Origin of the sequence: Brevundimonas sp., assembly GCF_036963785.1 — a bacterium.
In the GTDB taxonomy this organism is placed as follows: domain Bacteria; phylum Pseudomonadota; class Alphaproteobacteria; order Caulobacterales; family Caulobacteraceae; genus Brevundimonas.
The window spans coordinates 291,485-312,387 of record NZ_JBALUS010000003.1 but is presented as its reverse complement, the minus strand read 5'-3'; the positions used below and the strand labels follow the sequence as shown (position 1 = coordinate 312,387).

The window sequence follows — 20,903 nt, the reverse complement described above, 5'->3', positions numbered from 1 at the left end:
TCCCCTTATCCATTCGTCTTCCGTCTTAGCGTGAGAAACGCGCCGTGACGATGGCCCCCGGCCCGGCATCCTCGATCGTCAGGACGCCGCCGTGGCGACGCACCACGGCGCGGACGAAGGGCAGGCCCATGCCATGGCTTTCCACGCCGTTGCGGGCGAGGTCTTCGTCGGCCGCGCTTTCGACCGCGCCCCTTGCCCGCGCCGGATCCATACCCGGACCCTGATCGGCGATGGAGACCTCCACCCCCGCGGCGGCGGGGCGCGCCCGGAGCGTCACCACGCCCCCGTCGGGCGAGAATTTGATGGCATTGTCGACCAGATTGGTGAGGGCCCGCTGCAAGAGGGTCCGGACGCCCAGCACCGAGACCGGCTCGACCTCGACCACCAGCCGCACGCCCCGGGTATCGGCCAGCGGCTCGTAAAGCTCCGCCGTCGCCTTCACCAGCTCATCCATCTGTACCCGTTCGAACACCCAGGCCGAGCCGTCGCGAAGGGCCAGGGTCTCGTTCATGGCGCGGGTCAGATGGCGAAGGTCGTCGCCGGCCAGTTTGACCAGACGGGCGCGTTCCTCGGCGCTGTCGGCCTCCTCGAGCCGTTCCAGCCGCGCGGTGGCCCGGGCCAGAGGGGTGCGGAAATCATGGGCCAGCTGGTCCGAGGAATCGCGCAGCCAGCCCAGCAGCTCCTCCAGCCGGTCGAGGGTGGCGTTGACCCGGACGCTGAGCGGGCGGAGTTCGGGCGCGATGTCATCGACCGGCGGGCGGCGCGAGAAATCGCCCATGGCGGCCCGGTCGAGCGAGGCGCTGACCTCACCGAGGGCCAGTCCCAGACGGTGCCGGGCAAAGACGGCCGCCATCAGGCCCGAGATCAGGATCAGCAGGCCGCTGAGGCCGACGATCAGCACGGCCCGGCCCCAGGCCTCGCCGGAACGGTCGACGACGCGGCCGACGATGATCTCCAGCGCCCCGGCCTGTCGCTTGACGACCACGACCTCGACATCGCGGCGCGGGCACAGGGTGCCGGCGGGCAGGCCCGCGACATAGACGTCGTCGCCCAGACCGTTCAGGCGGCGGGTCTTTGCGTCCTCCAGCGCGGCGAGGCCGGCGGGCTTGCCGCTGGGGGCCCGGATGAAGCGCACCCCTGCCCCGCCCCGCCCGGTGCGGCAGACCTCTTCCAGCGTGCGGTCTTCCTGGACCGGGCCGGACTGGAACGCCGTCAGCCAGGCGGAGAAATAGGCGGCGTCGGCCTCGGTCACCTGATCGGCGCCGAGCCAGGCCTGGACCCCCAGTTTGTCGACCATGGCGGCATAGTCCGCCAGCGCGACGAGCGCTGCCTTCTGGCGCTGGTCGGCGCGGACGGCCTGGCCGGTGATGACCACCGAGCCGGACAGGGCCAGGGCCGCCAGCACCGCCACCGCCACGGACAGCTGGGCCGAGGTGCGCCCGGACAGCCACCCGCGCAGGCCGGACAGGGGGCCGGTCATCCGGTCTCAGCCCACGCCGTCGAGATCGCGGAACACCAGACTCTGGCTGCGTGCCGAGACGATCAGCGGGTGCATGGCGTCCGGCACCTCGGGGCACTGGTCCTTGAGCCGGCGCCTGAGGGCGCTGATCCGGGCGTCGATGATGTTGACGAAATTGTCGGGGAGGAAGTTCCACTCCACCCAGCAGCGGTCCCACAGCATGGTCTTGGTCACCGGCTGGCCGCGCGCGGTCATCAGTTCACAGACGATGGCGAATTCGAGCGGCGACAGGTCGATGGGGCGGGCGCTGCCGTCGGCGGAGGTGATCTGCAGGGTGCGGGCGCCGGGCGACAGGGTGAAGGGACCATTGGTGACGTCGCCACCGTTGGCCCTGGCACGGCGGCCCGAGCGGCGCAGCTGGGCCGCGATCCGCGCCAGCAGTTCCTCGTCGCCCACGGGCTTGGCCAGATAGTCGTCGGCCCCGCCGAGCAGGCCCTCGACCTTTTGCCGCTCGGCGCCGAGCGCGGTCAGCATCAAGGCCGGCGAGTCGGCCGAGGGGCTCTTGCCCGCCCGCACGCGCTTCAGGGTTTCGAGACCGTCCAGACCCGCCGTCAGCCGGTCGAGGATCAGCACGTCATAGGGGGTGTCGGCCACAGCCTCGAGCGCCGCCTCGCCCGACTCGACCCGATCGACGCGCGCAAAGCCGGCGCGCGTCAGGCGACTGGCGACGTGTTCGGACAGGGCCGGTTCGTCCTCGAGCAACAGGGCGGTACAGCCGCCGAACACCTCGGCCAGCTGGGCGAAGGGGTCCTCGCCCGCCGCCCCGTCCGTCTGGTTAACCTCGTCCATAGCCCCGTCTCCCCACGCGCGCAGAGGATAGGCCCCTGTCCCGGAAAGACAATGTTCGGCCGATCAACCGGTCCGCGCGCCTGATACTTCCTGACGTGCGGGGATCTAGAAGGCGCTCTGGCCCGTGATGGCGCGGCCGAGGATCAGGGCGTGGACGTCGTGGGCCCCCTCATAGGTGTTGACCGTCTCGAGGTTCATGGCGTGGCGCATGACGTGCATTTCGCCGGTGATGCCGGCGCCGCCGTGCATGTCGCGGGCCTCGCGGGCGATGGCCAGCGCCTTGCCGCAGTTGTTGCGCTTCATCATCGAGATGGCTTCGGGCACCCAGGCGCCGGTGTCGAGCAGGCGGCCGAGGGCCAGGGCGCCCTCCAGTCCGAGGAAAATTTCGGTCTGCATGTCGGCCAGCTTCTTCTGGACCAGCTGGCGCGAGGACAGGGGCCGGCCGAACAGCATGCGCTCGCCCACATAGTCGCGGGTGGCGTGGAAGCAGAATTCGGCCGCGCCCATGGCGCCCCAGGCAATGCCGTAGCGGGCCTTGTTCAGGCAGGAGAAGGGGCCGCGCAGCCCCTTCACGCCCGGCAGCAGATTGGCCTCGGGCACGAAGACGTCGTTCAGGCCGATGTCGCCGGTGATGGAGGCGCGCAGCGACAGCTTGTCGCCGATCTTGTCGGTGGTGAAGCCATCGAAGTCGCGCTCGACGATGAAGCCGCGGATCACGTCATCCAGCTTGGCCCAGACGATCGCCAGATCGCTGATCGGGCTGTTGGTGATCCAGTATTTGGCGCCGTTCAGGCGATAGCCGCCGTCGACCTTTTCCGCCTTCGTCTTCATCGAGGCGGGGTCCGAGCCACCGTCGGCCTCGGTCAGGCCGAAACAGCCGATCCACTCCCCGGCCGCCATCTTCGGCAGGAATTTCGCCTTCTGTTCGTCGGAGCCAAAGGCATAGATCGGGTACATGGCCAGGGACGACTGGACCGACATGGCCGACCGATAGCCGCTGTCGACCGCCTCGATCTCGCGGGCGATCAGGCCATAGGCCACGTGCGAGGCGTTCGAGCCGCCGTATTCCTCGGGCAGCATGGCGCCGAGAAAGCCCATTTCGCCCATCTCGGTCATGATCGACCGGTCAAAGGTCTCGTCGCGGAAGGCGGCCACCACGCGCGGCAGCAGCTGGTCGCGGGCATAGGAGCGGGCAGCGTCGCGGATCATGCCCTCGTCGTCGGTCAGGCGGCTGTCCATATCCAGCGGGTCATCCCAGCGGAAGGTGCGGGTCGGGGGGGTGCCGTCGGCCATGGAGGCGCTCCTGAAATCTGCGGGCGGGTCGCTGATCGGACCTCTTTTTCTGCCCCTGCCGCGCGGGTTTAGGCCAGAACGCGCCGGACGGGTAGAGGGCCGCGCAGACTGCGGCTATGATCCGCAGCATGAGCCACCTGCTTCACCGTCTGTTCGTCGCCCACCCGCGGGAGGTGGACGAGGGCTATTTCGAACATATGGCCGCCTCGTCGCGGTTCGGGTTTCGCCTGCTGAGGCTGGCGGGGGCGGCCTTCCTGCATTCGCTGGTGCCCGGTCTGTGCAAGGCAACGGTCTCGCGCGAGGTCTGCTGCATGGCCGACGAAATGGACAGCCGTGCCCGCGAGGCGCGCGAGTGCCGCATGCGCGAGGCGGGCGTGTGGGATCCCGGCCTTTGACGCAGGGACCGCTGGCGGGCGTTCGCGTCCTTGATCTCAGCCGGGTGCTGGCCGGGCCGTGGGCAACGCAGACGCTGGCCGATCTGGGCGCCGAGGTGATCAAGATCGAACGGCCCGGGGCGGGGGACGACACCCGCCTGTGGGGCCCGCCTTTCACCACCAGGACCGACGGGTCGCGGGGCGACGCCGCCTATTTCCTGTGCGCCAACCGGGGCAAGAAGTCGGTGGCGGTCGACATCGCCTCGCCCGAGGGGGCCGAGGCGGTCCGCAAACTGGCCGCGACCTGCGACGTGGTGGTCGAGAATTTCAAGACGGGCGGTCTGAAAAAGTACGGGCTGGACTGGCCATCGGTGAAGGCGATCAATCCCAGGCTGGTCTATTGTTCGATCACCGGCTTCGGGCAGGACGGGCCCGACGCCCACCGGGCGGGCTATGACTATATGATCCAGGCCATGGGCGGGCTGATGAGCGTGACGGGCCAGCCCGACGGGGCGCCGGGGGCCGAGCCGATGAAGGTCGGGGTGGCGGTCGCCGACCTGTTCACCGGCCTCTATGCGTCGAACGCCATCATGGCGGCCCTGCTGCATGCGCGGGCGACGGGCGAGGGCCAGCAGATCGACATCGCCCTGTTCGATGTGCAGGCGGCCATGCTGGCCAATCAGGCGACCAACTGGTTCGTCTCGGGCAAGGCGCCCACGCGCATGGGCAATGCCCACCCCAACCTGTCGCCCTATCAGCCCTTTCCGTGCACGGATGGAATGGTCGTGATCGCGGTCGGCAATGATGGCCAGTTCCGCGCCCTGTGCTCGGCCCTGGGGGCCCCCGGCATGGGCACCGACCCCCGCTATGCCACCAATGCGGTGCGGATCGAGAACCGCGCGACCCTGTCGGCCGAGCTGTCGGCCCTGACGGCCGGGCAATCGATGAAGGGGCTGATGGCGGCGCTGGAGGCGGCGGGCGTGCCGTGCGGCCCCGTCAATACGGTCGATCAGGTGTTCGAGGAGCCGCAGGCGAAGCACCGGGGGCTGGAGGTCCAGCAGACCCGCGCCGATCTGTCGGAGCCCATCCGCACCGTGGCCAGCCCGATCCGCATGTCGGCCACCCCGGTTGCCTATGATCGCCCGCCCCCCGCGCTGGGGGAACATACGGATGAGGTGCTGGGGTCGCCGGACGCCTGAGCCCTACAAGGCCCTCATGCGGAGTAGGACATAGGGCACGACAAACATCGACAGGATCAGCAGCAGGCCGATCCAGTGGACCGGCTTGAGGCGGCGCGGGATGCTGGTCCCCGAAAAGCCCCCTGAGGCAGCGGTCATCACCGCGATCACACGACCACCGATGCCGGAAGGCATATCCCTTTCGGCGGTGGGTTCAAACTCATTCGATTCGGCAAACTCGCCCGCCTTCACGCGTGCCAGAAGGTCCCGCGCGGCCTCGATCTCTGAGGCGTGGGCCATCAAGCGGATGCCCAGGGCGCGCTGCATCAGCGGATCGACGGTCGTCTGGAACCGCTCGGTGACGGTGACGCGAATGCCGTGCGACTCAAGGAAGGCCGCCGCCAGATCGGCCTCATAGACATCGACGAAGCGGGCGATTTCGCGAAGAGCCATCGCCCGCCCCCCGGCCTAGAGGTCCAGCAGGAAGCGCTGCGGGTCCTCGAGGTGTTCCTTGATCCGCACAAGGAAGGTCACGGCTTCCTTGCCGTCGACGATGCGGTGATCGTAGCTGAGGGCCAGATACATCATCGGGCGGATTTCGACCTTGCCGTCGATCGCGACCGGGCGCTGGACGATGTTGTGCATGCCGAGGATGCCCGCCTGGGGCATGTTCAGGATCGGCGTCGACATCAGCGAGCCATAGACCCCGCCATTGGTGATGGTGAAGGTGCCACCCTGGAGCTGGTCCAGCGTCAGGTCGCCGTCGCGGGCGGCCCGGCCCAGATCGCCGATGCCCTTTTCGATCCCGGCCAGCGACAGGACGTCGGCATCACGCAGGACCGGCACGACCAGGCCCTTTTCGGTGCCCACGGCGACGCCGATGTCATAGTGGTTCTTGTAGATGATGTCGGTGCCGTCGATCTCGGCATTGACGGCGGGCAGTTCCTTGAGCGCCGCGATCGTCGCCTTCACGAAGAAGCTCATGAAGCCCAGCTTGATGCCGTGGTGCTTTTCGAAGGCGTCCTTGTAGCGATTGCGCAGGGCCATGATCGCCGACATGTCCACCTCGTTGAAGGTGGTCAGCTGGGCGGCCGTGTTCTGCGATTCCTTCAGACGACGGGCGATGGTCTGGCGCAGGCGGGTCATCTTGACCCGCTCCTCGCGCGGCTGGTCGGCGCGGGGCGGAGCCGCCGGCGCGGCCTTGGCCGGGGCGGCCGCGGCGGTCGGCTGGGGCTGCGCGGCGGCCTTCAGCGCGTCGGCCTTGGTGATGTTGCCCTTGGGCCCGGTGGCCTGAATGGATTTCGGATCAAGGTTGTTCTCGGCCACCACGCGCTGGACGGCGGGCGACAGGTGCGGCTCGTCCGAGCCCGAGGCGGCCTTGGCCGGCGCGGCCTCGGCCTTGGGGGCTGCGGCTGCAGCCTCGCCCGAGGCGGCGATCTGGCCGATCACCTGACCGGGGGTGACGGTCGAGCCGGCCTCGGCCGAAATGGTCAGGACGCCATCGGCCGGGGCGCTGATTTCCACGGCCACCTTGTCGGTTTCGATCTCGACCAGCAGCTCATCCTTGGCCACCCGGTCGCCGGCCTTTTTCTGCCAGGTCCCGACCGAGCCCTCGGCGACGCTTTCGCCCATGGTCGGCACCTGAACCGGCACGGAGGCTTCGCTGTCGCCCTTGGCGGCCGCAGCGGCGGCGGGCTTGGCCTCGGCCTTGGGGGCGGCCTCGCCGGCGGGGGCGGCGGCGCCCTCGGTCACCTTGCCGAGGATGGCGCCCGGCGTGACGGTGTCGCCCGCGGCAAAGGCGATTTCGCCGAGCGTGCCGTCGGCGGGCGAGACCACCTCGAGCGAGACCTTGTCGGTTTCCAGCTCGACCAGCAGCTCATCGCGCTTGACCGCGTCGCCGACCTTTTTCGTCCACTTCGCAATGGTGGCTTCGGCGACGGATTCACCAAGGGCGGGGGTCAGGATATCAGCCATGTCAGTTCCGGTTCCGGATAAGCAAGGGTCAGTTCGGGGTGGCGAGGGCGTCGGCGAGGAAGGCGTCAAGCTCGGCCTTGTGGCGGCTCATCAGGCCGGCCGCCGTCGAGGCCGAGGCGGGCCGCCCGACGTAGCGGGCGCGCTTCGCCTTCACATCGAGACGATCGAGCGTCAGTTCAAGCCACGGATCGACGAAGGTCCAGCCGCCCATATTCTTGGGCTCTTCCTGGCACCAGACCAGCTCGGCGCCCGGGAAGCGGGCCAGTTCGGTCATCAGCGACTTCATCGGCCAGGGATAGAATTGCTCGAGACGCAGGATGTAGATGTCGTCGACCGGCTTGCTGTCCTTGAAGGCGGCCTCGCGCGCTTCCAGCAGGTCGTAATAGACCTTGCCCGAACACAGGACGACGCGGCGGATGTCGGCGTCGGGCTTGAGCGTCATGCCCGCCACATCGGGCCGGGTCTGGGCGTCGTCGTGCAGCACGCGGTGGAAGGAGGAACCCTCGGCCAGATCGGCCAGGGTCGAGACCGCCTTCTTGTGACGCAACAGCGACTTGGGCGTCATCAGGATCAGCGGCTTGCGGAACGGCCGGTGCATCTGGCGACGCAGGATGTGGAAATAGTTGGCCGGGGTGGTGCAGTTGGCGACCTGCATATTCTCTTCGGCGCAGGCCTGAAGGAAGCGCTCCAGACGGGCCGAGGAGTGCTCGGGCCCCTGACCCTCATAACCGTGCGGCAGCAGCATCGTGAGGCCGCACATGCGCAGCCATTTGCGTTCGCCCGAGCTGATGAACTGGTCGATGACCACCTGGGCGCCGTTCACGAAGTCGCCGAACTGGGCCTCCCACATGACCAGGGTGTTGGGGTCGGACAGGGCATAGCCGTATTCAAAGCCCAGCACCGCCTCTTCCGACAGGGCCGAGTCGATGACCTCGAAATGGGCCTGTCCGTCACGCAGATTGTTGAGCGGGACGAAGCGTTCTTCCGTGGTCTGATCAATGATGCCGGAGTGACGCTGGCTGAAGGTGCCGCGCACGGAATCCTGACCCGACAGACGGACGGGGAAACCCTCGTCCAGCAGGGTGCCGAAGGCGAGGCTCTCGGCCGTGGCCCAGTCCAGATCCTGACCCGACTCGATCATTTGGCGACGACCGTCCAGCACCCGACGCAGCGTCTTGTGCACATCGATGCTGTTGGGGGCGGTGGTCAGACGGGCGCCGATCTCGCGCAGGCGCGCCTCGGGGACGGCGGTTTCGCCGCGCAGCTCGTCGCCCTCGGGCTTGCCGATGCCGTGCCACTGGCCGTCCAGCCAGTCGGCCTTTTCCGCCTTGAAGGTTTTGCCGGCGTCGAACTCGGCATCGAGGAAATCCTCGAAGCGGGTGATCTCGGCCTCGACCTCTTCCGCGGTGATGACGCCCTCGCCGACCAGGCGTTCGGCATACAGTTCGCGGGCCGACTTCTGGGCCCGGATCTTGGAGTACATCAGGGGCTGGGTGAAGGTCGGGTCGTCGCCTTCATTGTGGCCGAAGCGGCGGTAGCAGAACATGTCCACCACCACATCCTTGTGGAATTTCTGGCGGAATTCGGTGGCCACCTTGGCGGCGAAGACGACCGCTTCGGGATCGTCGCCGTTCACGTGAAAGATCGGCGCCTGGACCATCAGGGCCACGTCCGACGGATAGGGCGAGGAGCGCGAGTTCCGCGGGCTGGTCGTGAAACCGATCTGGTTGTTGATCACGAAATGGATCGTGCCGCCGGTGCGATAGCCCTTCAGCCCCATCAGGGCGAAGCATTCGGCCACCACGCCCTGGCCGGCAAAGGCCGCGTCGCCGTGGATCAGCAACGGCATGACCTTGGTGCGGTCCAGCGCCCATTCGGCCTCGGGCTTGCCGGCATTGGCCTCGCGGATATCGAACGCCTGTTTGGCGCGGGCCTTGCCCAGCACCACCGGGTTGACGATTTCCAGGTGGCTGGGGTTGGCTGTCAGCGACAGGTGGACCCGGTTGTCGTCGAACGACCGGTCCGAACTGGCGCCCATGTGATATTTGACGTCGCCCGAGCCCTCGATGTCCGACGGCATGGACGAGCCGCCCTGGAATTCGTGGAAGATGGCGCGATAGGGCTTGCCCATCACGGCCGACAGGACGTTCAGGCGGCCCCGGTGGGCCATGCCGAGCACGATCTCGTCGACGCCCAGATTGCCGCCGCGCTTGATGACCTGCTCCAGCGCCGGGACCATGGCCTCGCCGCCGTCCAGGCCGAAGCGCTTGGTGCCGGGGAAGCGTTTATGCAGGAAACGCTCGAAGGTCTCGGCCTCGATCAGCTTGTTGAGGATCGCCAGCTTGCCCTCGCGGGTGAAGGCGTTTTCCTCGTACTTGTCGGGCCCTTCGATGCGCGCCTGCAGCCAGGATTTCTCCTCGGGCTCGGCGATGTGCATGTACTGGATGCCGATGTGGCCGCAGTAGGTGCGTTTGAGGATGGCCAGCACCTCGCGCAGGGTGCCGGTCTCGAGACCCAGCACACCGTCGAGGAAGATCGGCTTGTCGAGGTCGGCCTCGCTGAAGCCGTAGAATTCGGGGGTCAACTCGGGGTTCTGGACCGGCGGCTCCATGCCCAGCGGGTCGAGCGTGGCCTGCAGATGACCGCGCACGCGGTAGCTGCGGATCAGCATCAGGGCCCGGATCGAATCGTGGGCGGCGGCGCGCACGTCCTCGGGGGTGGCCGCCGATGCGGCGGGAGCGGGAGCCGCCGACGCGGCCTTGCCCGGCTTGCCGGCCGGTTTGGTCTCCGGCCAGCGGCCGTCAAACACGCCGGTCTCCTCCGAAGGGTCGCCCGCGCCCTTGCGGCCCCAGGCACCGGCTTCGGCCGAGGCCTTTACGGTCGCGGCACTGTCGCGCAGCTGATCGAAGAACGACCGCCACTCGGCCGACACCGAGCCGGGGTCATCGGCCCAGCGGGCGTGGAGATCCTCGATAAAGGCGGCATTCGCCCCGTAGAGAAAGCTGGTCTCGGCAAAGACCTGGTTCAGCCGACCGGCATCATCCGCCATCGTGTTCGTCGCAATCCCTTGGCCGCAGAGCGGCACGCTCTGTCGGTGACGGGACATATACGCACGGTTCGGCGGCGGGTCATGACCGAAAGGGGGCAAAAGCGCCGGAAAATTGGTCCGGGGACCAGAAATTCTCCGATACCGCCCCGCTTCAGCCCTTCAGGACCTGGGTCAGGGTGGTGCCGAGGCGGGCCGGAGACGGCGAAACCGTAATGCCGGCGGCCTCCATGGCGGCGATCTTGGATTCCGCATCGCCCTTGCCGCCCGAGACGACGGCGCCCGCGTGGCCCATGGTGCGGCCCTTGGGCGCAGTCCGGCCGGCGATGAAGCCGACCATGGGCTTCTTGCGGCCCTTCTTCGCCTCGTCGATCAGGAATTGGGCGGCGTCTTCCTCGGCCGCGCCGCCGATTTCGCCGATCATGACGATCGATTCGGTGGCGTCGTCGGCCAGGAACATCTCGAGCACATCGATGAACTCCGTGCCCTTGACCGGGTCGCCGCCGATGCCAACCGCCGTGGTCTGGCCCAGGCCTTCGTTGGTGGTCTGGAAGACGGCCTCATAGGTCAGGGTGCCCGAGCGCGAGACAATGCCGACCGAGCCCTTCTTGAAGATGGAGCCCGGCATGATGCCGATCTTGCATTCCTCGGGCGTCAGAACGCCGGGGCAGTTCGGGCCCAGCAGGCGCGAGGTGGAGCGGTCGAGGCGCGCCTTGACCCGCACCATGTCGGCGACCGGGATGCCCTCGGTGATGCAGACGATGAAGGGCACCTCGGCCTCAATGGCCTCGATGATGGCGTCGGCCGCACCGGCCGGCGGGACGTAGATGACGCTGGCGTCGGCACCGGTCGCCTCACGCCCCTCGGCCACCGAGGCATAGATCGGCAGGCTCTCGCCCTCGGACCCGTGCCAGATCTCGCCACCCTTTTTCGGGTGAACGCCGCCCACCATCTTCGTGCCGAAATAGCGCAGCGCCTGCTCGGTATGGAAGGTGCCGGTCTTGCCGGTAAGGCCCTGGACGAGGACGCGGGTGTCTTTGTTGACGAGAATCGACATGGTTGACCTGGGTTCAGTGGCCGCGGCGCGGCAAGTAGGGATTCGGGGAGGGGGATCGCGGTCCGTTAGCGGGGTTGCGGCCGCATATACATGATCATGATGACCCCATCGGTATCGCCGGTCATGACGATGCGCATCTTATCGCCCGCCGCCAGTTCGAGCATGGCCTCCTCGCCGAGATCTTCCGCGACGGCGACCTTGCGGCCGTTCTCGATCGTATAGGGGTAGCCGTTCAGGCCCGCCTCGCTCATCTCGGCGTTCGGCGTCATGTCCAGCCAGTCGGCGACGGCCCCGTCGATGGCGGCATAGTCGCCGGGCATCACGCCGACGGCGCACACGGCCAGATACATCTCGCCGCCGTCGGTGAGCGTGCCCAGCCCTTCGGCCATGTCGCCCGTCATGGCGATCTGGATGCCTTCGTCCGCGAACAGCAGGCGGGCCTGCATATTATCAAAGGGGGCATCCGCGCCCATCATTTCAGGCGGCAGCACGTCCCAGCCGGCGGCGTCCAGCTTGGCCATGGCGGCCGACGCCTGACCATCGGTCTCGACACAGGTCGACTGGAACAGGGCCAGCTGGGGATCAACCGCCTGGGCCTGGGCCACGGCGGGAACGAGGGCAAATGCCACGGCGGTGGCGGCGAGGGACTTGAGGAAGGTCATGCGTCAGATGCCTGTTGGATAGTTGATCGAAAGTTCGAGATAGGAACGGGCGGGAATGTAGGAGGCGTGGATGCGGCTGCCGTCGGAAAGGTCCCAGACCCTGACCTCCATGCCGGGTGGAATCTGGTAGACATCGGGATCAGGCAGGGTCGATTTTCCCAAGACCCGACCGTCCACCTTGAGGGCGGAAACCTGTTGCTCCCAATCGGGGCCCGCCTCGATCCGGTCTACCGCGCAGATCCGACCCGGGACCGCCTCGCCCCCGACCATCGCGACCTGATATTGGAAAAGCCGAATGACCAGACCGGCAGACTGATAGCTGACTATCCAGTCGTTATTTCGCGGCGCGGCTTCAACCGGACGCCAGCTCTGCGCATCGGCCACAGCCTCGAAGGCGGCACGATCACCCCGGACGTCAAGGCAAGCCATGCTGAACGCGGCGACAGCCGGCGTGACGGTATCCGCCGACCCCGGCCCCGCCACCATAGCGGCAGTTGCCAATGCGAGCCCGGCCAGCATCAGCCGACCGCCGCGACGATCTTCTGGGCCGCGTCGTCGAGGTCGTCGGCGGCGGTGATGGCCAGGCCGGATTCGTTCAGGATCTTCTTGCCCTCGGTAACATTGGTGCCTTCCAGACGCACGACCAGCGGCACCTTGAGGCCCACTTCCTTGACGGCCGCGACCACGCCCTCGGCGATCACGTCACAGCGCATGATGCCGCCGAAGATGTTGACCAGAATACCCTCGACGCGCGGATCGGCGGTGATGATCTTGAAGGCCGCCGCGACCTTTTCCTTGGAGGCACCGCCGCCGACGTCACAGAAGTTGGCGGGCTCCTTCCCGTACAGCTTGATGATGTCCATGGTCGCCATGGCCAGACCGGCGCCGTTGACCATACAGCCGATGTTGCCGTCCAGGGCCACATAGGCGAGGTCCCATTTCGAGGCCTCGATCTCCTTGGGGTCCTCTTCGGTCTCGTCGCGCAGGGCGAGGATGTCCGGGTGGCGGAACAGGGCGTTGCCGTCGAAGCTGACCTTGGCGTCCAGCACGCGCAGACGGCCGTTTTCCATGACGATCAGCGGGTTGATTTCGAGCATCGACATGTCGGTGTCGAGGAAGGCCTTGTAGAGAATCGGGAACAGGGTCTTGCCGTCCTCGGCGGCCGCGCCGTCCAGCCTCAGCGCCGAATTCAGCTTTGCGACGTCGGCATCGGTGACGCCCGCCTCGGGGTCGATGACGATAGTCTGGATCTTCTCGGGCGTGTCGTGGGCGACGGCCTCGATGTCCATGCCGCCCTCGGTCGAGACGACGAAGGCAACGCGGCCGTGCTGGCGGTCCACCAGCAGGGAGCAGTAGAGCTCGCGGTCGATGTCGGCGCCGTCCTCGATATAGAGGCGGTTGACCTGTTTGCCGGCGTCGCCGGTCTGGGCGGTGACCAGGGTGTTGCCCAGCATCTCGCGGGCGTGGGCTACGGCCTCCTCGACCGATTTGGCCAGACGCACGCCGCCCTTGGCGTCGGCGCCCAGTTCCTTGAACTTGCCCTTGCCGCGGCCGCCGGCATGGATCTGGGACTTCACGACATAGAGCGGGCCGGGCAGGGACCGGGCGGCGGCCTCGGCCTCGTCCGCCGAGGTGATGGCCACGCCCGCCGCGACCGGCGCGCCGAAGCCCTTCAGAACCTGCTTGGCCTGATACTCGTGAATATTCATGGAAACCGTCGCGTCCGCTGATGGGGAGGGGTGCGAGGCTTATAGGCTCCGCCCGTTCGCAGGCGCAACAGGCGGAGCCGGGTCTGACGCCAAAGGATCAGTCGATCCAGTCCTTCTTGAGGGTGCGCGAGGCGCCGATCAGCAGGACGGCCGCCAGCACATAGAAGCCCATGCCGGTGTAGATGGCCCAGCGGAGGCTTTCCTCGCCGAACTGCGGCGCCAGCAGATCGCTCATCCAGCCGAAATAGTAGAAGCCCACGGCGATGCCGAGCAGGTTGTTGATCAGCAGGAACAGGGCCGACGCGGTCGAGCGCATGGGCGCCGGCACCAGATTCTGGACCGATGCCGTGATCGGCCCCAACCAGGCGAGGTTGAGGCCGGTCGGGATGATGAAGATGAGGAAGGCCACGATCAGCGACTGGGCCCGCGTGCCGCCGTCGGCAAAGATCTGGGCGATCAGCCAGTCGGAGTTCATGGCCAGGATGAAGCAGGGAGCCGAGATCAGAAAGGCGATGGCGGGCACCAGCGGATAGGCGCCCTTGCCCCGATGGGCCAGCTTGTCGGCGATCATGCCGCCCAGCCAGATGCCGAGCGTGCCGCCGATCAGGGCGATGCCCGAATAGTACCAGCTGACTTCGCGCAGGGTCAGGTCGAAACTGCGCATGAAGAACAGGGGCAGCCAGCCGGCCACGCCATATCCGCAGACGGAGGAGGAGGCGGCGCCCAGCGCCAGCAGCCAGAAGCTCTTCTTCTTGATGACCACCGAGGCCGTCGACCGGGCAATCATCAGGGAGATGCCGATGACCAGAGCCAGCAGGCCGGCAAAGCCCAGCACCATGGCGTTGCCGAGGGCGATCAGGTCGAAATGATTGAGGGCCGCCAGCGCCATCAGACCGGCGCCGAGGCCCAGCATGATGAGCGAGGCGGTGCGGCCCACCGCAGACGAGGCTGCGGGCGGATGCGAGGCGACGGCGGCGGCATCGGCCGGAGCGGCCGGGTCAACGGGACGCGGGACGTCCGTCGCGCCGCGCTTGGGGTCCTTGACCGTCAGGCGCAGGACCGGTGCGACCAGCAGACCGAGCAGACCGACCACGATAAAGGCCGTCCGCCACCCGTATTCCGCCGCCAGCAGGCCGCCGACGAGGGTGCCTGCGGCCGTGCCCAGAGGAATGCCAAAGGCAAAGCCCGCGAGGGCGCGCGCGCGCTGATGCGGCGGGAAATAGTCCGCGACGAGCGAATAGGCCGGGGCGACGCCGCCGGCCTCACCGACGCCGACGCCCATGCGGAACAGGAACAGCTGACCATAGGAGCCGGCCACGCCGCACAGTGCGGTGAACCCGGACCAGACCGTCAGGGCACCCGTCATGATCCAGACCCGGCTGTAGCGATCCGCCAGCCAGGCCAGGGGAATGGCGAGTGTGGAATAGACCGAGGCAAAGGCGATGCCGCCCAGCAGGCCGAACTGGCTGTCCGAAAGGCCGAACTCTTCCTTAAGGGGCGCGGCCAGAATGCCGATGATCTGCCGGTCCAGGAAGTTCAGCATGTAGACGAAGATCAGGATCGCCAGAACGTAGAAGCGATAGCCCGGAGCGACGGGCTTTTCAGCGCCAGCCTTCTCGGTACCGGGCGTGGTGGCTTCGGTCATGACGGTTCCCCCTGGTGGTCTTGATGCCGGGGGAACGGTAGCGCCCCCGGTCCTGCATGCAAAAGAAAAAGGGCGGCGGTCCGCCTGGAACCGCCGCCCGGATAGGTATCAGACGTTCAATGGCCGAAGCCGGATCAGAACTTGATCTGGATCGAGCCGGTCACGGTCCGCGGCGGACCGTAGTAGCCGATGACCGAGTCGTTGAAGAGGGCGCCCGGGAAGTTGTAGCCGCCCACGCGGTATTCCTCGTCCGTCAGGTTCTTGCCGAACAGGCCGAGGCTCCAGCGCTCGCTGGGCGCGGTCCAGATCAGCGACAGGTCAACCAGGGCATAGGCGTCCTGGTCCAGGATCGGGTTCGGGAACTCGAACTGGCTGAAGTCGCCGCGATAGCTGACCGAGGGGGTCACGATCAGTTCGCCGCCCGCCACATCGCTGCGCCAGGTCAGGCCGACATAGCCGGTCCATTCCGGAGCATTCTGCAGCACCACCAGATCCGAGATGTCCTCATAGACCATGGTCGTGAGGTTGTAGCGCAGGAACTCGTCGAACTCGCTGTTCAGATAGCCGACGGCGAAGTTGGCCGTCAGGTTCTCGCTCAGGAAGACGGAGCCTTCGAACTCGGCCCCGTAGAGGGTCGACTGGCCGACGTTGTCGACGAAGCTGGCAATCCCGCCGACGGCCGGCACCTGGGTGGTGACCTGCTGGTCTTCGTACTGGTTGTAGAAGATCGACGAGCTGAACGACAGCGGACCGGCGCGACCCTTCAGGCCGAGCTCATAGCTGTCGACCGTTTCCGGCTCATAGCCATCGACCGTGTCCGGCGTGAGGATGGCGTCACCGCGCATGTCAAAGCCGCCGGACTTGAAGCCCGAAGACCACGAGGCATAGCCCGTGATGTCGTCCGAGAAGTCATACGACAGGGCGATCCGCGGCGAGACGTCGTCGAAGGTGCGGTCGTTGGTGTAGTCGGTCCGCAGGAGCAGCGGCGCACGCGGCGTTCCGCCCAGCAGCGGAGACCGGGTGGCGCCGAGATAGTTGGCGCGGAACACGGTGCCGGTCTTGCTGTCCTCGGTGTAGCGAATGCCGAGGCCGAGGTGCAGACGCTCGGTCAGGTCATAGTTCACATCAGCGAACAGGGCGATGCTTTCGGTTTCGACCACACCGCCGGTGCCGATCACGATTCCGGCGTTGCCGAGAATGGTGTCGAATGCGCCTTCGGCCGAGGCGTCCAGATAGAAGACGCCGAACACGCCCTGGACCCGGTCATAGTCGAACTGGAACTGGAATTCCTGGGTGAACTGCTCGTCGGCATAATAGGCCGGGATGTCCAACGTCGGGGCCGGTGTGTTGTCGAAGTCGATGACCGTATCGGTGCGGCCTTCGCGCCAGGCGGTGATCGACTTGAAGATCCAGCGCTCGTTCAGGTCGACCTGGGCGGTGAAGGACAGGCCTTCGCTCTCGACCGAGTTCTCGTCGCCGACACCGGCATAGGTGTCATAGACGCTGTCCGGCACGCCCGCGCCCGGACCGACACCCGCCACTTCGCGGTGGCCGTGACGGGGGCTGGAGTCATCCTGCGTCCGGTCATAGGCCAGACGGAAGAAGGCGTCGTCGCGCGGGGTGAATTCGGCGCTCACGCGGAAGGCGTTGACGTCCTTGTCGTAGTGCTCGGCGCCGGTGTTCAGGTTCGAGCCGTAGCCGTCGCGCGTCAGGTGGGCGAAGGCGCCGCCGATGCGGAAGGTGTCGCTAAGCGGCATGCTGCCCGACGCGACCAGGTCCATCTGGTTGTAGCTGCCATAGGCGCCGCGGATGGTGGCCTCGGCGTCCGGCGACAGGCGCGAGGTCACATATTTGATGGCGCCGCCGACCGTGTTGCGGCCGTACAGCGAGCCTTGCGGGCCACGAAGAACCTCGATGCGCTCGATATCGAAGATGTCGAGAACGGCCGCCTGCGGGCGGGCGACATAGACGTCATCGACGTACAGGCCGACGCCGGGCTCGAAGCCCCACAGCGGGTCCTGCTGGCCGACGCCGCGGATGAAGGAGATCAGGGTCGAGTTGGAGCCCCGGGCCACCTGAACGGTCGCGTTCGGCGTCTGCTGTTGCAGGGCCGTGATGTCGGTGGCGCCGGTCTCTTCCAGCCGTTCGGACGACAGGGCGGTGACGGCGACCGGCACGTCCTTCAGCTGTTCGTCGCGACGACGGGCGGTGACGATGATTTCATCCAGCGAGGTGACGGCCGGATCTTGTGCCGGCGCCTCCTGGGCGATGGCGGTGACGGACAGCGCGCTCCAGGCGGCCCCCGCCAGAAGGACGGTCTTTACGAGTCTGTTCATTTGAAACCCCAATCTCTGTTTCCAGCCCAAGACGCTTTTATTCAGCGTTCAATGATTTTCCGCAGACTGACCCCGTTTTTGCCCATCTGTCAAACGGCCACGCCTGTCGCGGCGCGGAATTCAAGCGGGGCTGTGGCATGAATACATACCTCGGGCGGGAGGCCGGATGCGTGATTGCCGGATGGAGATGGCCCGACTAGCCTTGGTGGCATGAGCAAGATCACCGCGCCGCCGGCCCCGGCCCTGACCGTCGAGAGCGTCCGTCCGGGCCGGGTGGAGACCACCGCTAAACGGGGCCGGCCGTCCAAGAGCCAGGGCGGCCGGAACGGCGAAACGCGCGACTCAATCCTGGACGCCGCCGAGGACCTGTTTTCCAAACACGGCTTTTACGGTGTGACGATCCGCGAGGTCGCGCGCGAGGCGGGCGTCGATACGGCCCTGGTTCACTATTATTTCGGGGCCAAGCGCGACCTGTTCGATGCGGTCTTCCTGCGGCGGGCCGAAGTCTGGAACAACGAGCGGGTCGAGGCGATCAACCGCTATGCCCGCGAGAACGAGGGCACGATGACCCTGGAGGGCCTGCTGGAGGCCTTTCTGAGACCGCCCTTCCAGTGGTCGCTGAAGGGCGGGCCGGGGTGGAAGCACTATTCCGCCCTGGTGGCCCAGACCAATGCCAACCCCACGTTCGGCGGTGAAACCATGGCCCGCTATTTCGACCCGTCGATCCGGCGGTTGATCGACCTGCTGCGGGTCGTGCTGCCGGACGCCAGCGATGCCGATCTGTACTGGGGATGGCACAATCTGTCGGGGGCCCTGACCCTGACCCTCGGCGAGACCGGGCGGCTGGACCGACTGTCCGGCGGCCTGTGCCAATCCGGCGATCTGGACAGTGCCTGCGAGTATATGGTGCGGTTTGCCTCGGCCGGCTTCCGCGCCGTCAGCGGCACACGGACCTAGGCGGCTTCCGGTTCTGCCGGGGGCGTATCCTTGCCCTTGGCCTTGCCGGACTTCTTGCCGGACTTCTTCGAGGCGGCCTTGCCGGCCTTGAGGGCGGCCTTTTCCGCCTTGCGCAGCTCTTTCAGCCGCTTCTTCTCGGCGCGCACCGCGGCCAACGCTTCCTGGGGCGCCGCATCGGCAGCCCCGGCCAGCTCGGCCAGGATTTCGAGGAAGGTCTCGCGACGACCCTTGGGCAGCAGGGCCATGATCTGACGGTCGGCCTCGACGACGCGCGGACGGGCATCGGCCAGAGCCGCCTCGCCCTCCGGGGTCAGGCGCACGGCCATGGCGCGCGCGTCCAGGGTCGAACGTTCGCGCGACAGCAGTCCGCGTTGGGCCATGCGCGCCACCAGATCGGCGAGAGTCGAACGGTCGATGCCGGTGGCCTTGACCAGATCGGTCTGGGTCAGGCCGGCCCGCAGGGACACGGCCTCGAGCACGGCGAACTGGCGCTGGGTCAGGCCGTCGGACCCCACTTCGCGCGCATAGATGTCGAGGGCGAGCTGCAGGGCCCGATGGATCAGATGGCTGGGCGATTCCGCGAGGGAGCCAGCCTCGCGAGCCTTCTTGCCGGACTTCACCATGACCGATCAACTCCCCTGACGCGCCTCAATGCCGACAGGGCTATCAGGGCCGCTTTACGCTTTCGCGACGGCTGCGCGACATTTCTTCCGTCTGCACCCGCGCTGTTCAGGGGGCGGCGTTGGGGCCGCGCGGCGGGACGACCGCCTCGTCTCCGGCCTCGGACTGCAGATTGCGCAAGATCAGCGGCATGTTGCTGAGGCCGAACACGGACGAGGCGATCCACAGCACCCCCCGGAAGCTGACCCAGACGTCGGCCGGATCGACGCCCTCATAGCCCAGCTGGTCGGTCGCCCAGCCGACCAGGGCCTCGCTGCGCACCGCCTCATTGACCAGCGCCACGGCGGCAAAGAACAGGCCGTAACGCAGGGTCAGGATCTTCCACGCGCGGTCGTTGATCGGAATGACGGTCCCGAGCAGCGCCTTGAGCGGCTGCTTGCCCATCTTCAATCCCCCCAGCAGCAGGACCGACAGGCTGAGATTGAGGATGGAGACCTTCAGCTTCACCCACAGATCGTCCTGGGTCAGGAGGGTCAGAAGACCGAAGACGAGGGCGAAACCGCCGACGATCAGTGGCATCAACGCCAGCCGCCGCTCGACGACGAGGCCAACGACCACGGCAATGGCCGCGCCGCCGACCAGGAACCATGTGGCCTGAACCAGGGCCTGGTCGCCCTCAAGCCCGTTCAGCCGATAGACGAGGAATGCCCCGGCGAAGGCGACCAGGGCACCAAAGTCGACGGCCTGACGGATCCAGGCGGGGGGCGCTTTGCGCTCACTCATGAGGTGACCTCCAGTCCAACGAGAGACCGGGCAAAGGCGTCGGCGTTGAACGGCTGCAGATCCTCGACCCCCTCGCCCACACCGATCAGCTTGATCGGGGCGTCCGAGGCCTGGGCGACCGGGACCAGAACCCCGCCGCGCGCCGTGCCGTCCAGCTTGGTCATCACCAGACCCGAAACATAGGCCGTCCGGCCAAAGATCTTTTCCTGCTCCAGCGCATTGCGGCCGACGGTGGCGTCGAGCACCAGCAGGGTTTCATGCGGGGCGTCGGGATCGACCTTTTTCAGGACGCGCACGATCTTGAGCAGTTCGTCCATCAGGGCCGACTTGTTCTGCAGCCGGCCGGCGGTGTCGATCAGCACGACGTCATAGCCCTCGGCCCGGGCCCGGGTCAGGGCGTCGAAGGCCAGACCGGCGGGATCGGCGCCGTCGCGGCGGCTCTCGAAGGTGGCCCCGGCCCGCTCGGCCCAGACCTTCAGCTGCTCGCGGGCAGCGGCGCGGAAAGTGTCACAGGCCACGACCATGACCTTGGCCCCCTGACCGGTCAGGTCGGACGCGATCTTGCCCAGCGTCGTGGTCTTGCCCGAGCCGTTGACGCCGACGAACAGGGTGACGAAGGGGCGCGGGCCGTTCAGCGGTTCATAGCGCGCCTCGTGCGAGCGCAGCTCATCGGCCACCGCCTCGGCCAGCGCTGTTTTCACCTCGACCTCGGACGCCCCGGCCCCGAAGCGCAGGGCGCGGAAGCGCTCGACAATGCGGTCGGTCGCGGCCGGGCCCAGATCGCTTTCCAGAAGATGCTCTTCCAGCTGTTCCAGCGCGGTCTCGCTGAGCGGCTCCTTGACGAAGGTGGAGACCACCTGTTCGGTCATCTGGCGCGAGGACCGGGACAGTCCGTCGCTCAGCCGCTGCAACCAGCCTTTTTTCGGTGCGTCATTCATGGAGTCCGCTTTAGCGGTCGCC

At 67.2% G+C, this 20,903-nt stretch carries 18 protein-coding genes; 3 read left to right on the top strand and 15 right to left on the bottom strand.

The features are described from left to right. Nucleotides 1-25: 25 nt before the first annotated feature. The 3 genes from V7672_RS08215 to V7672_RS08205 all read right to left on the bottom strand — a co-directional run bounded on the left by V7672_RS08215 (nucleotide 26) and on the right by V7672_RS08205 (nucleotide 3,601). A complete protein-coding gene (locus V7672_RS08215; protein WP_335624111.1) occupies nucleotides 26-1,480 on the bottom strand; it encodes a HAMP domain-containing sensor histidine kinase in 1,455 nt (484 codons plus the stop codon). A 6-nt stretch (nucleotides 1,481-1,486) separates the two neighbouring features. Beyond that, entirely contained in the window at nucleotides 1,487-2,308 is an 822-nt protein-coding gene (locus V7672_RS08210; protein WP_335624110.1) for a response regulator transcription factor, read from the bottom strand. Between the two features lie 105 nt (nucleotides 2,309-2,413). Then, nucleotides 2,414-3,601: an acyl-CoA dehydrogenase gene (locus V7672_RS08205; RefSeq protein ID WP_335624109.1), complete on the bottom strand. Its 1,188-nt coding sequence runs from the start codon at nucleotides 3,599-3,601 to the stop codon at nucleotides 2,414-2,416. Between the two features lie 128 nt (nucleotides 3,602-3,729). Between V7672_RS08205 and V7672_RS08200 the strand changes: the two genes are divergently transcribed. After that, complete coding sequence (locus V7672_RS08200; protein ID WP_335624108.1) at nucleotides 3,730-3,996, top strand: DUF6356 family protein; 267 nt, start codon at nucleotides 3,730-3,732, stop codon at nucleotides 3,994-3,996. Next, nucleotides 3,993-5,174 carry a CaiB/BaiF CoA transferase family protein gene (locus tag V7672_RS08195; RefSeq protein WP_335624107.1) on the top strand — a complete coding sequence of 394 codons (1,182 nt, stop codon included), beginning with the start codon at nucleotides 3,993-3,995 and terminating at the stop codon, nucleotides 5,172-5,174. The genes V7672_RS08200 and V7672_RS08195 overlap by 4 nt, the downstream gene beginning before the upstream one ends. Nucleotides 5,175-5,177: 3 nt before the next feature. Here the strand turns inward: V7672_RS08195 and V7672_RS08190 are convergent, their stop codons facing one another. From V7672_RS08190 to V7672_RS08150, 9 genes are all read right to left on the bottom strand, one after another. Next, nucleotides 5,178-5,606 (bottom strand): putative signal transducing protein, encoded by a 429-nt coding sequence (locus V7672_RS08190; protein ID WP_335624106.1) that lies wholly within the window; start codon nucleotides 5,604-5,606, stop codon nucleotides 5,178-5,180. A gap of 15 nt (nucleotides 5,607-5,621) precedes the next feature. Continuing rightward, the gene (odhB, locus tag V7672_RS08185; protein ID WP_335624105.1) at nucleotides 5,622-7,127 is read right to left on the bottom strand and encodes a 2-oxoglutarate dehydrogenase complex dihydrolipoyllysine-residue succinyltransferase; all 1,506 of its coding nucleotides are present in this window, start codon (nucleotides 7,125-7,127) and stop codon (nucleotides 5,622-5,624) included. A 28-nt stretch (nucleotides 7,128-7,155) separates the two neighbouring features. Further along, entirely contained in the window at nucleotides 7,156-10,176 is a 3,021-nt protein-coding gene (locus V7672_RS08180) for a 2-oxoglutarate dehydrogenase E1 component (RefSeq protein WP_335624104.1), read from the bottom strand. A gap of 151 nt (nucleotides 10,177-10,327) precedes the next feature. Beyond that, nucleotides 10,328-11,230, bottom strand: a complete 903-nt coding sequence (gene sucD, locus V7672_RS08175) for a succinate--CoA ligase subunit alpha (RefSeq protein WP_335624103.1) — start codon at nucleotides 11,228-11,230, stop codon at nucleotides 10,328-10,330. Nucleotides 11,231-11,295: 65 nt separating this feature from the next. Next, the gene (locus V7672_RS08170; RefSeq protein ID WP_335624102.1) at nucleotides 11,296-11,892 is read right to left on the bottom strand and encodes a hypothetical protein; all 597 of its coding nucleotides are present in this window, start codon (nucleotides 11,890-11,892) and stop codon (nucleotides 11,296-11,298) included. 3 nt (nucleotides 11,893-11,895) lie between these two features. Next, complete coding sequence (locus V7672_RS08165; protein ID WP_335624101.1) at nucleotides 11,896-12,411, bottom strand: hypothetical protein; 516 nt, start codon at nucleotides 12,409-12,411, stop codon at nucleotides 11,896-11,898. Continuing rightward, nucleotides 12,411-13,601 carry an ADP-forming succinate--CoA ligase subunit beta gene (sucC, locus tag V7672_RS08160; RefSeq protein ID WP_335624100.1) on the bottom strand — a complete coding sequence of 397 codons (1,191 nt, stop codon included), beginning with the start codon at nucleotides 13,599-13,601 and terminating at the stop codon, nucleotides 12,411-12,413. Before sucC ends, V7672_RS08165 begins: the two co-directional genes overlap by 1 nt. A gap of 97 nt (nucleotides 13,602-13,698) precedes the next feature. Then, complete coding sequence (locus V7672_RS08155) at nucleotides 13,699-15,246, bottom strand: spinster family MFS transporter (RefSeq protein WP_335624099.1); 1,548 nt, start codon at nucleotides 15,244-15,246, stop codon at nucleotides 13,699-13,701. A gap of 134 nt (nucleotides 15,247-15,380) precedes the next feature. Then, nucleotides 15,381-17,582 (bottom strand): TonB-dependent receptor, encoded by a 2,202-nt coding sequence (locus tag V7672_RS08150; protein WP_335624098.1) that lies wholly within the window; start codon nucleotides 17,580-17,582, stop codon nucleotides 15,381-15,383. 210 nt (nucleotides 17,583-17,792) lie between these two features. Here V7672_RS08150 and V7672_RS08145 point away from each other — a divergent pair, with 210 nt between their 5' ends. Further along, nucleotides 17,793-18,539 carry a TetR/AcrR family transcriptional regulator gene (locus tag V7672_RS08145; protein ID WP_335624097.1) on the top strand — a complete coding sequence of 249 codons (747 nt, stop codon included), beginning with the start codon at nucleotides 17,793-17,795 and terminating at the stop codon, nucleotides 18,537-18,539. On the opposite strand, the gene V7672_RS08140 is transcribed toward V7672_RS08145, so the two are convergent. The 3 genes from V7672_RS08140 to ftsY form a co-directional block, all read right to left on the bottom strand. After that, nucleotides 18,536-19,162 (bottom strand): MarR family winged helix-turn-helix transcriptional regulator, encoded by a 627-nt coding sequence (locus V7672_RS08140; RefSeq protein WP_335624096.1) that lies wholly within the window; start codon nucleotides 19,160-19,162, stop codon nucleotides 18,536-18,538. The genes V7672_RS08145 and V7672_RS08140 overlap by 4 nt on opposite strands. A 106-nt stretch (nucleotides 19,163-19,268) precedes the next feature. Continuing rightward, nucleotides 19,269-19,943, bottom strand: a complete 675-nt coding sequence (locus tag V7672_RS08135) for an inner membrane-spanning protein YciB (protein ID WP_335624095.1) — start codon at nucleotides 19,941-19,943, stop codon at nucleotides 19,269-19,271. Then, complete coding sequence (ftsY, locus tag V7672_RS08130; protein WP_335624094.1) at nucleotides 19,940-20,881, bottom strand: signal recognition particle-docking protein FtsY; 942 nt, start codon at nucleotides 20,879-20,881, stop codon at nucleotides 19,940-19,942. The genes V7672_RS08135 and ftsY overlap by 4 nt, the downstream gene beginning before the upstream one ends. Nucleotides 20,882-20,903: the final 22 nt, after the last annotated feature.